Below are 13,758 nucleotides of genomic sequence, written 5' to 3'. Positions count from 1 at the left end.
TGCGTGCAAATTGACCAATTTACAAACCACGAACGTCACGAAATACACGAAAATTATCTGTTCGCAGTGATTTTAAAAAGGTAGCATAAACTGTGCCGAACAGGATTGGACCTGCCCCCTTTTTTAATCAGGGCACCCAGAGTGCCCAGGCGGCTACCAGTAGAATTGTGCCGGCGAGGGCTGTCAGCAGCCCCTTAGTACGGCGTTTCTTCAGATAAAACAGCAGACCGAAACCGGAAACCGACATCAGGATTGTGACGATCGCAGACACGTCGATGACCCAACTCCACTGCAGTCCCGAGTCGCGGCCTTTATGCAGATCATTTAACACAGAAATCACGCCCGTTGTGGTCTCTGTCAACGTGTATTGGTTCGCAGTCGGATCGATAAAGATGTCCGCTGAATAGCCGGGGCCTTTAAAGACCACCATGATGTCATACTCATTGACTTCGAATTCGCGGACACGTCCTTTCAATCCATGCTCACTCCGTAACCATTCAGCGATGTTCAATTTGTCGACTTTGAATGGGGCGCTGGCTGACACTGATGCTTCTGCTTCGGCATTTGGTTGATGCGCAACAATGGCGAGTTCTTCCGGCAGCGTCCCTGAAGCATCTCGGACCGACTGCTCACTTGCGCCGAACCAGGTCGGGTGATTGAGTGTGATGCCGGTCACCGCAAAAAAGATCAGCATCGTAAATCCGAGCATGGAAATATAGATATGCAACCAGCGAAACAGAGCTGCGCTGGTTGCATACCACGATCGTTTACGCCGGGGCGGCGCGGAGGGATTACTCATCTGAGAGGTAAACTCTTACTTTGTCGACCAGGGGGTGTATTCAAATGACGCATTACCGATTTCGACATTACCCTGCAGCCCCTGTTTGCTGATCGGATCGGCCCGCAGTTCTACTGGCTTGCGGATGATCTGATAGGTTCCATGTTCCCGAGCTGCCTCGATGTATAATGTGTACTTCCCGTAAGGCAGAGGTTTGCCCTGGTTGTCGGTGCCGTCAAAGCGAGCCTGATATTGACCGGGTCCCCGGGTGGCAGCCGAGATGGTGCCGATCAGTTCTTTGTCTTCGGCCAGTTTACGAAAACGATCATTACGATACCAGCGTGTGAGATCACGATGCCAGCGGGGACCGGGCTGCTTGGTCTGCATCCAGAGCAGCGCAGTTTTGACCGGGAAACCATCTTCGTCTTCCAGCCAGACAGCCACATAGGGTCGACGATAGCGGCCTCCTTCGGGACGATTCAATGTGAAGTCCACATTCAGACCAGCGGTGGTCTTTTCATTTGCTTTACTCTTCACATCTGCCGCGACTAATGCTGCCTGCCATCCCGCATTGCCTGCTGGCCAGCCGGATGACGCCCGAACGGTTCCATTGTTCGTCAACAGCATGCACTCGAATCCGTCCAGCGATTCAATCAACGCCAGTCCCGCCGTGATGCCGAGTACCGAGACGGCCGTCGCAGCGGCATCCGCGTCCATTGCAGTGGGAGCGATTACAGAAGCACTTTGAATCTGTTCAGCGGGAAATCCCGTGCGAGGATCGATGAGATGCGAATACTTTCGACCGGCAATTACAAAATAACGCTGGTAACCCCCGCTGGTCGCCAAAGCGATTTCGCCAGCTTGCTGGAAAGACATGAAGGGGGCTGCATTCTCGGAAGTGTCAACCGGGTTGGCAATCGCGATCTCCAGGGGCACCGCTCCTACCTTGCGGAGATCGCCACCAATATTGATCACCAGTCCGCTTACCTGGGGACACTCTGCCTGAATCTTTTGACAGACAGCATCCAGAATATACCCCTTGCCCAAAGCATCCAGGCTGATGACCAGCTTATCATTTCGCTGAATTGATCCCGAAGCGTGAATGTTCCAGGGCGCTTTCGTCAGAGTCACCGCTATTTGACGTCGCTGTTCTTCCGCCGGCAGTTGCTGCAATTTAGCTGCCTGTTTCCAGAGTTCGGCAAACGCACCGGCACGGATATCAAATGCACCGCCGGTAAGCTGTCGCCATTTTTCTGCCCTGGTCAGAACAATCAGCAAGTCTTGAGAAACAGATTGTTGCGGTGTGCCGTTCTGCCACTGCATCAACTCACTGGTCGGATTGTGTCGACTGAGGATCTTCGCCAGTCGATCGATTTCTTTCAGCGCCGCTGTTTCGGCCTGTTCTGCCAGATCAGCAGAGTTCGTATGCACACGCAACTCGAGTGAAGTCCCCAGTACATGTTCGTGTTGAAAAAGGTATTCCCCTGCATTCGCCTGGCGCGCGAAGACCAGGCTGACAGGCATGACTACAGTCAGCAGTAGCAATCTTGAAACGTTCATTTATAGAAATCTTTCAATGTGTTAACACGTGTTATTGAATAAAGGATTGAATAAAGAATGATTAAAGGGGTCAGGTCTCTTAACTAAGGGACCTGACCCCTTTTTTTGTCCTGATTCTCTTTCTCGATGATGGTAGCCGCTTCTTCCACGGTTACAAAACCGTCAGTATTCTGATCTGCCTTCTTGACAAAGTCCGCCATACGTTCTCCCAGTTCGGCACTGCTGAGTTTGCCGTCTTTGTCGGCATCTTTTCGCATCAGGCTCATTGCTTCCTGTTTGGCCTGTTGCGCCGGATCACGGCGTCTGCTCCCAAAGCTCATGGAGGCAACCTGTTCCGGGGGCGTTTCAGGAGCAGGATCCAGCAGTACAAATCGCGCCAGGCCATCTTCTTTTTTATCAATGCCATAAAACAGCAGACGACCATTCATGGCAAACATTGACATGGAAGGATCAACGCCCGCCAGCTCAGCGGCGACCACGGTCCATTCATCCGCCTGGGAATCATACATTTCCAGTGATCCGGCAGGAGAAAAATGACCGTCGACATTGGTAAAGCCGCCAAACAGATACAGTTTGTCTCCCGCTGCTACCAGGCTGGGAAAGACACGCGGTGTTTTGGGAGCAGCTGTGGTTTTCCATGTTCGTTCTTTGAAGTCGAACACATCCACGGTCTCTGCGATTCCCGAAGAGTTTGTCAAACCTCCGACGAGATAGTATTGATCATTCAGGACTGCGCCTCCGAACGAACGACGAGGTGTCGGCAGACTGACGTCGGGCAAAGGAGCCGGTTTGGAATCATCGCCCCACCAGTGCACAACGGTTTTCAACAGTTCACGATCTTTGCCGACAATACTGCCTCCAAAGCACCAGATAGCGTTTTCGTATGTCGCCGCATGGAACATGGAGCGTGGCTCGGGAAGCTGTACCGGGCTCTTGCTCCAGGATTGGGACTCGGGTTCAAAGCGGAATATTTCTTTGAGTGAAGCGAACTCATTTCCCTTAAAGCCCATGCCTCCGGTTACAAATATTGATTCGTGCTCACTGGTCTGTGACAGGGAAACGGCACTGCCACTCTGAACTGCCTGGGGCAATGACGGAAGCTTCTCAACGGTTTGCCGGGCGATGTCAAACACAAACGCTTCATCGACCAGTGTTTCTTTGGTAAAGTTGTGTGGTGCGCGACTGTTATTCCCGCCGAAGGCGTAAAGTTTGAGTCCATTGAGCACCAGCATCTGACTCTGCTTTGCCTGTCCGTCAAACTTGACTGACCACGAAACCTGTTTGGAGAATTTGTCTTTGCCTGAATCCACGCGCAGCGATTCGACAATACCGATCCGCCCCGCATTCATCGAAGTTCCCCCCAAGGCGATCAGTCGCTGCTCTGACAGAGGCAGCAGTCGTAAAAACATGCGAGGAAACAGAAGACGGTCTGCCACTTCCCAATCGGTCTGATCAGCATTGAGGCGATAGACGATGCCCGAACCGCCGGTGTAATAGAGATGTCCGCCGGTGGCAAAGGAGCTGGTAGCAAAACCGGCGGTGGAACTGTCTGCTTTTAATTCGGGACCGTTTGACCAGCTGTCGGTCTGCGGATCGTAGACGGAGACTTTTCGTGAGATGCCCCGTTTCCCGATTCCTCCCAGCAGATAAATTTTTCCATCATATGCTGCCAGTGAGATTGCCCGCGTGTTATATCCGGGCCCTTTCATTGTCTGCCAGCCTGCTTCAGGATGATCCAGGTCAAATCGCAGAATATTTTCATGCCAGGGGGCATCCCGCGATGATTTCCCCTGCAGATTCCAGCCTCCCGCGACATAAACTGATCGACCGAGCACTGCAGCATCGAGCGAAGAACGTGGTTCCGGCAGCGGAGCCAGTTCCGTCCACTTGTCTTCATTAACATCATATCGAGAGAAAAACTGAGTCGAATTGAAGTTGGTCTCTTCCCCACTGGAGTTCAAAAAAGAAAGACCGCCGATTCGGTAAAGATATTTTCCATCGGTGACCAGCGCCGTACTTTGCGCCGGATGGTGCTTCGCCAGCTCTTCCCAGTTTGCCTCGGGATCGTCCACTTTGATTCTACGGAAGTGATCGGCCAGCAGATCGCGGCCTTCGCCGTGGGCGTCGCCGTCGTGACCACTGAAGACATATAAATAATCACCCAGCACAGCCGCTCCAAAACTGGTTAAGGGCTCCGGCAATGCTTGATGCAGGGCCACCCGTTTACTGTCTGTTTCAGACTGCGAAGCGGGTTTGGTTTCCTGCTTTGATTTCTTCTGCTGCGGCGTTCCTGCCTGCGTCAGAGGGGGCGCTGCCAGGAGCATAACCAGCGCCAGCATTCCCACGCTGATTCGATAAGTGCTCACTGCATTTCCGGAGTCAGTCATAGTTTTCAATGCCTTCCGTTAGTGTAGATTGAATTGATAATGAACCAGCGACTGGTTCTGCTGTTATTTTTAATTCCTGCGATCAGAGATGAAATTCAGTGGCTGGCGTGACTCCTGAACTGCCGAGGCATTTTTCCAGGCAGACTCTGAGGCAGACGCGGAACGACTGCTGAACGGCGCAACCAGGCACGTAGTCGTAACAGGATCTGATTCAAAGCCACTAAAACCGCCAGCAATAATCCAATCGCGATGAACAGTACAAAATGGATGACGAACAGTTGTATCAGACTCATCATTTTCCCCCTGCTGTTCCCTGCCCTGGCGGCAGACATTCTACAACCAGATAAGCATCCAGAAATACGCGGTTTTCAGCGCCGGAACAGGAGAAGTCCACTTCCAGAAATCCATCGGCACGGACAGAGCAAATGAGCCCGGTTTTTCCCTGACAGGATTCATAGCCGACCACTCCCTCCTGCAGTTTCACATAATAAGGTTTGCTGACCGGCTCCGACTTGATGGAACTTTCACTCTTCATCATTATTGATACACTTCCTATTTCTCTGTGCACGTTTTACTTCCTCGACTCGGTCCATGCAGGCCAGTAGACGTCTATGGTCGCCGCCGGCGTGAAATACTTTCACCAGCCGCTCCAGGCAACACTCACACTCCAGTCGAGAGATCTCCTGCAATGAAAGCCCGGCGACATACTGGTAACCTTCCTCGGCCCGATGTACCTGGCTGAGAAAACCTGCCAGACCAATGCGGTACTCCAGGCAATCCGGTGCCAGCTCAATCGCACGCAGGATTTCCTGTTCAACGCATTCCGGGGGATAACCCAGGTACCCCATCGAATGGGCCAGGTTGTAATGATGCTCGGCGGTCAGTTTGGGTCGCTGGAGTTCTGCCTGATCCCAATCTTCACCCTGATGCTCAGAGTCAGTAAGTTTCTGCAGCCGATCTTTGAGCTCGGAATGCAACTGCGGAGCGATCCCTTCTTTCTCATACAGGAACTGAAACATCTCCCCCGCCAACTGTCTCTGACCGAAGTGCAGATAACAGTCAGCCAGCGCCAACTGCGCCCGGTCTGAGAGGGGGATCAAAGTCGTGGCTGTCTCCAGCGCGTTCTGGGCCAGTTTAAAACTGGTCAGTTCGCGGAACAACATGCCGCTTAATTCCCACACGCGTCCATCGTGCGGAAACTGTTTCAGCAGCGATTGAGACAGGCAGAGCCCTTCGTCCCAGCGTTGTATTTCGTAACAACGCGTCAGTTTGTCCAATTCTTCATCTGTTGCATACATGATTCCGTTTCTCCTGATTATTTTTGCGATTGCAGGAGAGAGATCGATTGAAGCAGTAGCAGGCAAGCTATTCTGGAATCTACCCGGAATGTGTCTCTGGAAAAGGATCTCTGACATTGATCCATCGAAGGAGACATGGGGTGAAGAAAGCAAGTTACCATCAAAATACCTCTTTAAATACAGGTTGGGGTGAGGTGCTTGCTGGCAAAAAAGCTGGCGGGCGATACGGTTTAATTGAGACTGAGTCTCAGTATCTACATAGTCGGCCAAAATTGCAAATCAAATTGAAAGCAAAATTTGAATTTTTCCACATTTCGAAAATGGGCCGAAACCCAGGAAAACCCGTGACAAAATGACCTTCTAGTCACATATCACTGTCAATAAAACGAGATGCGGCGGTAGTCCTCCCGGCTCCCGATCGCATCCCCCTTGGTACTTTTGCCCAGATCACTTTAAAACCGGCCGGTTTTAAATTTCGTTATTAATTAAACACTTGACAAACCAGGAGCACCCCTAGAGCATCTGGACTTTTAGCCAGATGTGTACGCTTGGAGGCATAAAGTGCTCAACTCAGTAAAAGCGTTACTTTGCGTTGTGTTTCTTCTCGCTCTGATTTCAGTGCCATTGATGTGCGAAACCGACGCGCGTAGAACGGCCAGGTCAATCGAACTCATCAGGAAACATGCGCAAACTGCCGCGGAGCACAAAGATGCCATCGCAACAAATAAAAAGGAATATACTGATGCATGGAACCGGACCATTATTTATGAGTTTGGTCCCGATGTCATTGTTGGAACGTCATCCGGCTTTGATGGAAAAATCGGGACTGACGACGACATTGTTGTCGTGATCAATACCAGCAAATTAAAAAAGATGCCTCTGAAATTACCGCCGACTGAAAAGTAAAAGCCCCCTTTCCAGAGCGTCTCACATTTAACCAGAGCGTCTGTCGATCTGTTATACTCGGTCTAAATGGTCTTGGAGACGCGACCGTAAAACGGGACACCGTCTAACTCCGCCTCATTTTAAAGGGGCTTTCCTCTCAGTAATCGGGGGTGTCTTAGCCGCCATCTCTGCATTGATCTGGATATACTCCCTCCACTGGTCCGGGACATCGTCCTCGTAAAAAATGGCAATGTTCTGGTGACCGATTTCGGGTTCGCTTTCCTGATCGCCGATGGTACTACTGTGGAAAACAGCATTGGAGGCACAGCGGGATTTATCGCGCCAGAAATATTGAGCCGCCAGAGTCTGCCCACACCGGCAACAGACATTTACAGTCTGGGTGTACTCTTATGGACGCTGATCACCGGCAGGCTGCCCGAGAAACCGTTCACACACTGCAGTAGGGAAAAGGAGCTGAAATCCGTTTTCCGTGTGGTAAAACGCTGTCTCTCTGATGATCCCCGGAAACGCTATCAGACGATTGCCGAATTGCAGCAGGAACTGATGGCGTTACTATGACGGGAAGAGGACTCATTATCAGTAAACCCTGGCCCCTTTTAATCCCTGATACCTGCATTGATTTCTATTGATGCGGAAAGGCCCGTCACTTCTGCTCCTCACTCTTTTTATCCCCCACTGTAAACTCGCGGGCGTAGCCCAGGTTGCGGGTCTCTTTCAAATCTTTCACTTGCGCGGGGGTCAGTTGTGATAAATCGGTTACCTGTGTCCCGGGGGCGAATTCGAAATAGGTATCACGCGAAACATCCTGGTTGACTTTCGCTTCCAGCACCTTCATTGTCGTGCGGGTGATTAACTTGCCGTCCCGAAATGACTGTTCTTCCACTTCGTAAGGCAGCCAGATCTCTTTGGCGACCTCGCGAAAATCGCGACACTCGCAGGAGGAAATGAGCTGGTCCTGGGGCATCCGGTACCACTCCTCGCTTTTCACCCGAAAGCCGAATTTCTTACTGATCGTGAAAACCTGCCGGGCTTGCCTTCCGTTGGCTGGAATTTTCCTGGTCCAGCTGATGACGAATTCATCCGCGTCTTCTTTGAGCAGCTGGAAGTCGCGGAGTGTGAGAGCCTCGGGCAGTGATGACCATTTCGCATTGCTGATGTCCTCCTGCGAAGCCAGTGGATCTTCGACACAGAGGGCGATGGCACGCATGTAAGTCGATCGTTGAATCAGGTTGCGAAAGGGATAATAGTTTTTTCCATACTGCATTCCCACGTTGCCAGGCAGCGGGGCATTTCGATTGAGGCCCCCTTCCGTCGCGGTCACCCATTCGAGGCCACGAATCGTTTCCAGCGTGTAGTGACCCTGCTCATCTTTCTTCGCGTGCTCCTGTTCATCCCACTGGAATCGTTTGAGCTGACGCTCTGCATCAAAGGCAACAATTTCCGTTGCCTTCACAAAAGAAACCCGCCCCGTCATCCGGGCAAGTTCGGTTAACTCGTAAGGGGATGTGGTCTCATTGCGGATTTTGAGATACAGTGACTGGATCCGGTTCCGGGAGGCCTCCCAGGCTTTGATCAGCCGCTGGGGAACCGCGTCCTCACCGCGCGCTGTTCTCTGCCCCGACAACAGCAGCAACGAACAGGCACAACAGAAAACCAGTGGGATTCGTATGTGATTTTGTAGCATGGCGGCAGCCTTTCGCTGACAAACTGAGCTTCGGTATTTGACGCACATGAACAGAGACGCCATAATGTGCAATTGTACCAAGGCTACCTCTCTGCTGGAATAAATATATTTACCAGAATACAGTTTTGCTTTGAGTACAGACGTTTTTCATTCGAGAGTTGCTGTTCCTTTGCCTGTCCGATTCCCGAGGAGAAGAGTCATGAATTGCAACAATCACGTACCTCTGGCTGTGCTGGCAGTGATGCTGGGTGCTTCTCTGTCAGGTGTTTCTGTCTTGGCAGCCGATCCTTTGAAATGGCCCGAGAAACTGCCCGACTCGATACTCAAACTCAAACAGGCAAAACCCCCTGAGATTCCCAGGGATTCAAACGCCTCCCCAAAAGAGGGACTGGAGCGGCTCAAACAAGCGATGCGTCCCGACAGTCACCTCAAATCGGGAACCGTAGTCATTGAAACGGAAAAGTTTCTGCCACCGCGTTTACAACGGGGACGGGTACCGCAAATTCTGACCACGCTCACCTTTGATACACAGGTCAAACCATCGCTCTGGGCGCAGTGGACCAGCACCGCTGAAAAAAACTGTGCCTTTGTCCGATCAACAGAGGAGACGTTTCTGTCAGAGAGTTTCCCGACCTATCGTGGCAGACAAAGAATTTCGATCCGAAAGAAAGACTATATTCCCACTTCCAAATACTGCGACCTGTTTCCTGTTTTTTCATTAACCTACGTTCCCCATTTCCTGCTGGGCCGACCGCAGATGCATGAAGTGTTTGTCCAGAAATCAGTTTTTGAAGGGGGGCAGTTCTTTGTTGAAAAACAGGCAGACGAGCCCTGGATCATTCACAAGGTAATGGAGAACAGTAATCCCGAAAGTATGCATAAAAGATTTCATGCGATTTTCGAAGTCACCGCAGATGAACCCTGCTACCTGAGCCGAATGATTTTCTGGTCACAGCGAAGGGAATCGGGTGACTGGGAAGTGAATTTGGCGCTGAAGAACGATTTTGTTGAAGTCGATGGCGTTAAAGTTCCCGGGGAAACGCTGTCCTATTTGCTGTCCTATTTAAGGAGAACCAAGGGAAATGAGGATGAAGCACAGCGATTGACTCTCACCTGGAAAGATGTCAACAAACCCTGCGATCCGAAAACGTTCAACGAAAAACTACTGGAACCGACGCCAGAGACGGGAATCTTTGATCTTAGACAAATATCGGATGGCGTCGTAGGCGTTCCTTATAGCGAATTTCGAAAGACAAATGGAACTTCAGACGAGTAGCATTCATGCAGGAGTTTTTCTTTTCCAGTTCCGTTTGTGCCGTTCACGTTGCAATCGGCATGGTCTCTGCCAGATAATTGAGACTTCACATTGATCATTCAACAGATCAGTCCTGCCTGCACCGCGGGTACGACGAAATTTGCTAAGGACGCTCGCCATGCTGATTCGTATTTCTTTTTTCCTGTTACTCTGTTTGCTGATGACTCCCACCTGGGTTCAGGCGGAAAAGCAGCAGCCGAATATTTTATTCATTCTTACCGATCAATGGCGGGCCCAGTCGATCGGCTATGCGGGAAATGAGCAGGTCAAAACGCCGAATATTGATGAACTGGCGCGTGGCAGCGTCAACTTTAAGAACGCCGTTTCCGGCTGTCCCGTCTGCTGTCCTTTTCGAGCGACATTCATGACCGGACAGCGGCCCCTGACACATGGAGTATTTCTGAACGACGTGCAACTGCCAGCCAAATCCGTCACGATTGCCGAGGTGATGGACAAGGCCGGTTATGAAACCGGATTCATCGGGAAGTGGCACCTGGACGGGCGGGGGCGGACTGCTTTCACGCCGCCGGCGCGTCGACAGGGCTTTGAGTTCTGGCGGGCGCTGGAATGCACGCATAACTACAACAATTCCTTCTACTATGCCGACTCGCCCGAGCGACGGACGTGGGAAGGCTACGACGCGTTCGCCCAGACGCGGGTGGCCCGGCAGTTTATTCGCAACCAGTCGAAAGCGGGTCAGCCGTTTCTGCTGGTGATGTCATACGGATCGCCTCACAATCCCTATCACACGGCACCACCGGAATACCAGAGCATGTATGAGCCCGAGAAAATCAAGCTGCGTCCCAATGTACCAAAAGACCAGCAGGCCGCCGCGAAAAAAGAACTGGCAGGATACTATGCCCACTGCAGTGCGCTCGATGACTGCGTCGGCGATCTGCTGGCGACACTGAAAGAAACCGGCGTCGACGACAACACGATCATCGTCTTCACCTCTGATCACGGCGACATGCTGCATTCCCACGGACAGATCCGCAAACAGAAACCGTGGGATGAATCGCTGCGGGTGCCGATGCTGTTCCGGCTCAATGGAGCCGAGCACGCGAAAGGTCGCACCCTCGATACTCCCATCAATTCCGAAGACCTGATGCCGACACTGCTGGGTCTTTGCGAGCTCAAAATCCCTGCCAGCGTCGAAGGACTGGATTTCAGTGGTTATCTGCGTGGCGGTGATAATCCTTCCGACGGTGCGACGGTCATCATCTGCCCTTCCCCGTTCGGTGAATGGCAGCGAAGTCGAGGCGGCAAAGAATACCGGGGCCTGCGAACGACCCGATACACTTACGTCCGCGATCTCAAAGGCCCCTGGCTGCTGTACGACAACCAGGCGGATCCATTTCAACAGCGAAACCTCAACAACGATCCTGGTGTCGCACAAGTCCAGGCCGAACTCGATGCCCTGCTCAACAAAAAACTGGCTGCCCAGAATGACCAGTTTCTACCCGGTAGTAAGTACATTGCCAAGTTCGGCCACAAGGTCGATCCAAAAACAGGAACGGTACCTTATACGAATTGAGAGCAGCGGAGTGATTGCCGTTTATCGACGCTGCGTTTACTTCAGATAGTCTTTCAGTTTGAAGTGCACAAAGGGGCGTTGATAAGCTTCGGTCTGCTTCTCGGCATAGGAGACCCAGAACTCGAGCGCGGTGGCATCGTAAACCACGTCCAGTATATTTCCCCCTTTGATGGGAATCTGGCAGGCAATGTCAATCATTTCCGGGGCACCGATTTTGCCATACACTTTTTGCAGTGGCTGAAACGCCCCGCGACCTTCATCCTGGTACACCAGGTTTTTCATGACTTGCGGGGCCAGTTCATCTTTCGGGTCATTATCGTTCCAGATCACGAGATCAGGCGCATGGGCCAGCATCTTCACGGCTCGCAGGTTCGCACCGTCGCCGACCACATAGTGATACTTTTTCATCCGTTTCGCATTTTTAAAGATGTCAATCGCGGGTTCCAGACCATCTGCATCGTACATCACCTGACGAAACAGCGTGGTGAAATGCACGCCATTCATATTGAATGGATAATCTTTCCCGGGGGAATCCCCCATTTCCGACAGCACAATTCCTTTCGCATTCATGCCGGTATTGGCGCCGATGAATCCCGCGAACGTGATATTCACGTGGGGGATGCCTTCTGAGGGAATGTAAACCGTAATACAGGGATAATCCTGCGCCCCCAGTTCCATCGTCCAGTCCAGATTTCTCGTCTGATAAAGATGACCATCCTTCGTGGCTGATCCCCAGGCGGCGATACTGCTGCAGGAATAATCCATTACCACAGGCAGCGCATGCGCCCGCTGCAGCAAAGTTAACGACATCCCGGTGCCTTCCGCAAAACCACGCAGCTCTGCTTTAAAACGGGCATCCGTATGCGGTGCAATCGCTTTCCAGGCCGCATCCAGACTGGCATTCGAGCAACGCTCGGGCTCAGCGGTTTGAATCTTTTTCATCAGGGATTGAATCATTTCCGTCGCGTCGGCTTTGATCAACTCTCCCTGCTGTTTCCCCATTTCATAAGGCGTGCCTTTGACCACGACAACCGGGATCCGATCTGCGCCTTTGCCGATCGATGTCAGATAGCCTTCCGCCTGCACGACTCCGGAAAGACTCAAACAGGCGATGGCAAAAGTGAATATAAGCTGGCTGAATCTGAGCATGACGAATTTTTCCATATCAATTACCTGGTTTCGATCAGGTAGGAACCTTCGATGATTTCGATCCCCGAAGCAGTAATGATCGCTGCTTGAGGGGGCTTGGCTTTCGAGCCACGGATTGCTGCGCAGCCGGCTTCCCCGTTTTTATTGATGGCGACGATCTTGTCATTGAAGTCAACATTGTCTGCGCCGCCGTTGATCTTCACAATTCGCTGGCACAATGCCTCGCATGCTTCGCGGGGGCTCTTGCCTGCCCGCATCTGTTCGACGACGAAAAAACTGCCACAGGTCCGCAGAATTTCTTCGCCCCGCCCCGTCGCGCCTGCGGCTCCGACTTCGTTATCCACGTACAACCCCGCGCCGATGATAGGGGAATCGCCGATCCGGCCCGGTAGTTTGCCGAACAGGCCCGAGGTCGTCGTACAACCGGCCATGTCGCCCTGGCTGTCCAGCGCCAGAATATTGATGGTGCCCGTCGGTCGTTTATCGAGATCGTAGTTCCCGTCTTTGGGAGGCAGCCAGTCATCTTTGTCGCTCAGGTTCTCCTTCCAGCGGAGCCACATCTTTCGCGATTGATCGGTGAGTAGATTTTCTTCCTTGAATCCGTGTGCCCGGGCAAACTGCCGGGCGCCTTCGCCGACCAGGTGAATGTGATCGGTCCGCTCCATCACCAGCCGGGCCACGGAGGACGGTGTCTTAATATTCTCCAGCGCGCCAACCGAACCGCAATTATGCGTTCGGCCATCCATGAACGAAGCATCGAGCTGCACGACTCCGTTTTCGTTCGGAAGTCCACCGTAACCGACGGACTGATCTTCGGGATCCAGCTCCGTCACCTGGGCTGACTTCTCAACCGCATCGAGAATGTCGCCTCCGGCTTCCAGCACATCCCAGCCGGGACGGAGCACCTTCTCGGCCCACTCTTCTCCGCGACTGCAGAGGATCAGAGGTCGGCGGGGAGCAGATCTCTCCTGCGCACGCGCCTTGAAGGAAGCGAACAGTGAAAACGAAGCACCCAGCCCCGCTGCCGATTTGATAAAGGTTCTGCGATTTGTCATGGCTCGATTATACGGTCCTTTTTATTTGCAGAGCAAATACTTCCTGAATGAAACGCCCTGTTTCTACTGAGATTAAGAAGACAGGCTCGACA

The 13,758-nt window shown here is 52.2% G+C and carries 15 protein-coding genes; 5 read left to right on the top strand and 10 right to left on the bottom strand.

Annotation, left to right across the window (positions count from 1 at the left end):
* Nucleotides 1–127: 127 nt before the first annotated feature.
* The 6 genes from ACN0YH_RS25225 to ACN0YH_RS25200 all read right to left on the bottom strand — a co-directional run bounded on the left by ACN0YH_RS25225 (nucleotide 128) and on the right by ACN0YH_RS25200 (nucleotide 6,023).
* Complete coding sequence (locus tag ACN0YH_RS25225) at nucleotides 128–799, bottom strand: PepSY-associated TM helix domain-containing protein (RefSeq protein WP_417382369.1); 672 nt, start codon at nucleotides 797–799, stop codon at nucleotides 128–130.
* A gap of 15 nt (nucleotides 800–814) precedes the next feature.
* A complete protein-coding gene (locus ACN0YH_RS25220) occupies nucleotides 815–2,338 on the bottom strand; it encodes a DUF2271 domain-containing protein (RefSeq protein ID WP_417382368.1) in 1,524 nt (507 codons plus the stop codon).
* Between the two features lie 83 nt (nucleotides 2,339–2,421).
* On the bottom strand, nucleotides 2,422–4,704 hold the full coding sequence (locus ACN0YH_RS25215) for a hypothetical protein (RefSeq protein ID WP_417382367.1): 2,283 nt from the start codon (nucleotides 4,702–4,704) through the stop codon (nucleotides 2,422–2,424).
* Between the two features lie 116 nt (nucleotides 4,705–4,820).
* The gene (locus ACN0YH_RS25210; protein ID WP_417382366.1) at nucleotides 4,821–5,021 is read right to left on the bottom strand and encodes a hypothetical protein; all 201 of its coding nucleotides are present in this window, start codon (nucleotides 5,019–5,021) and stop codon (nucleotides 4,821–4,823) included.
* The gene (locus ACN0YH_RS25205; RefSeq protein ID WP_417382365.1) at nucleotides 5,018–5,263 is read right to left on the bottom strand and encodes a hypothetical protein; all 246 of its coding nucleotides are present in this window, start codon (nucleotides 5,261–5,263) and stop codon (nucleotides 5,018–5,020) included. Before ACN0YH_RS25205 ends, ACN0YH_RS25210 begins: the two co-directional genes overlap by 4 nt.
* On the bottom strand, nucleotides 5,250–6,023 hold the full coding sequence (locus tag ACN0YH_RS25200; RefSeq protein ID WP_417382364.1) for a tetratricopeptide repeat protein: 774 nt from the start codon (nucleotides 6,021–6,023) through the stop codon (nucleotides 5,250–5,252). The genes ACN0YH_RS25205 and ACN0YH_RS25200 overlap by 14 nt, the downstream gene beginning before the upstream one ends.
* 140 nt (nucleotides 6,024–6,163) lie before the next feature.
* Between ACN0YH_RS25200 and ACN0YH_RS25195 the strand changes: the two genes are divergently transcribed.
* Both ACN0YH_RS25195 and ACN0YH_RS25190 read left to right on the top strand, forming a co-directional pair.
* Nucleotides 6,164–6,379 carry a hypothetical protein gene (locus tag ACN0YH_RS25195; protein WP_417382363.1) on the top strand — a complete coding sequence of 72 codons (216 nt, stop codon included), beginning with the start codon at nucleotides 6,164–6,166 and terminating at the stop codon, nucleotides 6,377–6,379.
* Between the two features lie 205 nt (nucleotides 6,380–6,584).
* Entirely contained in the window at nucleotides 6,585–6,929 is a 345-nt protein-coding gene (locus ACN0YH_RS25190; protein ID WP_417382362.1) for a hypothetical protein, read from the top strand.
* A 114-nt stretch (nucleotides 6,930–7,043) separates the two neighbouring features.
* On the opposite strand, the gene ACN0YH_RS25185 is transcribed toward ACN0YH_RS25190, so the two are convergent.
* A complete protein-coding gene (locus tag ACN0YH_RS25185) occupies nucleotides 7,044–7,112 on the bottom strand; it encodes a DUF3470 domain-containing protein (RefSeq protein WP_417382372.1) in 69 nt (22 codons plus the stop codon).
* Nucleotides 7,113–7,166: 54 nt separating this feature from the next.
* On the opposite strand from ACN0YH_RS25185, the gene ACN0YH_RS25180 reads away from it, so the two are divergent.
* Nucleotides 7,167–7,487 carry a protein kinase domain-containing protein gene (locus ACN0YH_RS25180; RefSeq protein ID WP_417382361.1) on the top strand — a complete coding sequence of 107 codons (321 nt, stop codon included), beginning with the start codon at nucleotides 7,167–7,169 and terminating at the stop codon, nucleotides 7,485–7,487.
* An 85-nt stretch (nucleotides 7,488–7,572) separates the two neighbouring features.
* Here the strand turns inward: ACN0YH_RS25180 and ACN0YH_RS25175 are convergent, their stop codons facing one another.
* Nucleotides 7,573–8,613, bottom strand: coding sequence for a hypothetical protein (locus ACN0YH_RS25175; RefSeq protein WP_417382360.1), 1,041 nt, complete (start codon nucleotides 8,611–8,613; stop codon nucleotides 7,573–7,575).
* Between the two features lie 199 nt (nucleotides 8,614–8,812).
* On the opposite strand from ACN0YH_RS25175, the gene ACN0YH_RS25170 reads away from it, so the two are divergent.
* Nucleotides 8,813–9,889, top strand: coding sequence for a hypothetical protein (locus ACN0YH_RS25170; protein WP_417382359.1), 1,077 nt, complete (start codon nucleotides 8,813–8,815; stop codon nucleotides 9,887–9,889).
* A 157-nt stretch (nucleotides 9,890–10,046) separates the two neighbouring features.
* Nucleotides 10,047–11,462: a sulfatase gene (locus tag ACN0YH_RS25165; protein WP_417382358.1), complete on the top strand. Its 1,416-nt coding sequence runs from the start codon at nucleotides 10,047–10,049 to the stop codon at nucleotides 11,460–11,462.
* Between the two features lie 36 nt (nucleotides 11,463–11,498).
* Here the strand turns inward: ACN0YH_RS25165 and ACN0YH_RS25160 are convergent, their stop codons facing one another.
* Nucleotides 11,499–12,626, bottom strand: a complete 1,128-nt coding sequence (locus ACN0YH_RS25160; protein WP_417382357.1) for a C45 family autoproteolytic acyltransferase/hydolase — start codon at nucleotides 12,624–12,626, stop codon at nucleotides 11,499–11,501.
* Between the two features lie 5 nt (nucleotides 12,627–12,631).
* The gene (locus tag ACN0YH_RS25155) at nucleotides 12,632–13,666 is read right to left on the bottom strand and encodes a N(4)-(beta-N-acetylglucosaminyl)-L-asparaginase (protein WP_417382356.1); all 1,035 of its coding nucleotides are present in this window, start codon (nucleotides 13,664–13,666) and stop codon (nucleotides 12,632–12,634) included.
* Nucleotides 13,667–13,758: the final 92 nt, after the last annotated feature.

Source organism: Gimesia sp., from assembly GCF_048262075.1.
Taxonomy (GTDB): Bacteria; Planctomycetota; Planctomycetia; order Planctomycetales; family Planctomycetaceae; genus Gimesia.
This window is presented reverse-complemented; position numbering and strand designations above follow the sequence as displayed.

Coding starts and splice junctions, on each gene's coding strand:
- ACN0YH_RS25220 (WP_417382368.1), bottom strand. CDS start 2,338: ATGAACGTTTCAAGATTGCTACTGCTGACTGTAGTCATGCCTGTCAGC.
- ACN0YH_RS25200 (WP_417382364.1), bottom strand. CDS start 6,023: ATGTATGCAACAGATGAAGAATTGGACAAACTGACGCGTTGTTACGAA.
- ACN0YH_RS25175 (WP_417382360.1), bottom strand. CDS start 8,613: ATGCTACAAAATCACATACGAATCCCACTGGTTTTCTGTTGTGCCTGT.
- ACN0YH_RS25225 (WP_417382369.1), bottom strand. CDS start 799: ATGAGTAATCCCTCCGCGCCGCCCCGGCGTAAACGATCGTGGTATGCA.
- ACN0YH_RS25165 (WP_417382358.1), top strand. CDS start 10,047: ATGCTGATTCGTATTTCTTTTTTCCTGTTACTCTGTTTGCTGATGACT.
- ACN0YH_RS25210 (WP_417382366.1), bottom strand. CDS start 5,021: ATGATGAGTCTGATACAACTGTTCGTCATCCATTTTGTACTGTTCATC.
- ACN0YH_RS25160 (WP_417382357.1), bottom strand. CDS start 12,626: ATGGAAAAATTCGTCATGCTCAGATTCAGCCAGCTTATATTCACTTTT.
- ACN0YH_RS25205 (WP_417382365.1), bottom strand. CDS start 5,263: ATGATGAAGAGTGAAAGTTCCATCAAGTCGGAGCCGGTCAGCAAACCT.
- ACN0YH_RS25170 (WP_417382359.1), top strand. CDS start 8,813: ATGAATTGCAACAATCACGTACCTCTGGCTGTGCTGGCAGTGATGCTG.
- ACN0YH_RS25155 (WP_417382356.1), bottom strand. CDS start 13,666: ATGACAAATCGCAGAACCTTTATCAAATCGGCAGCGGGGCTGGGTGCT.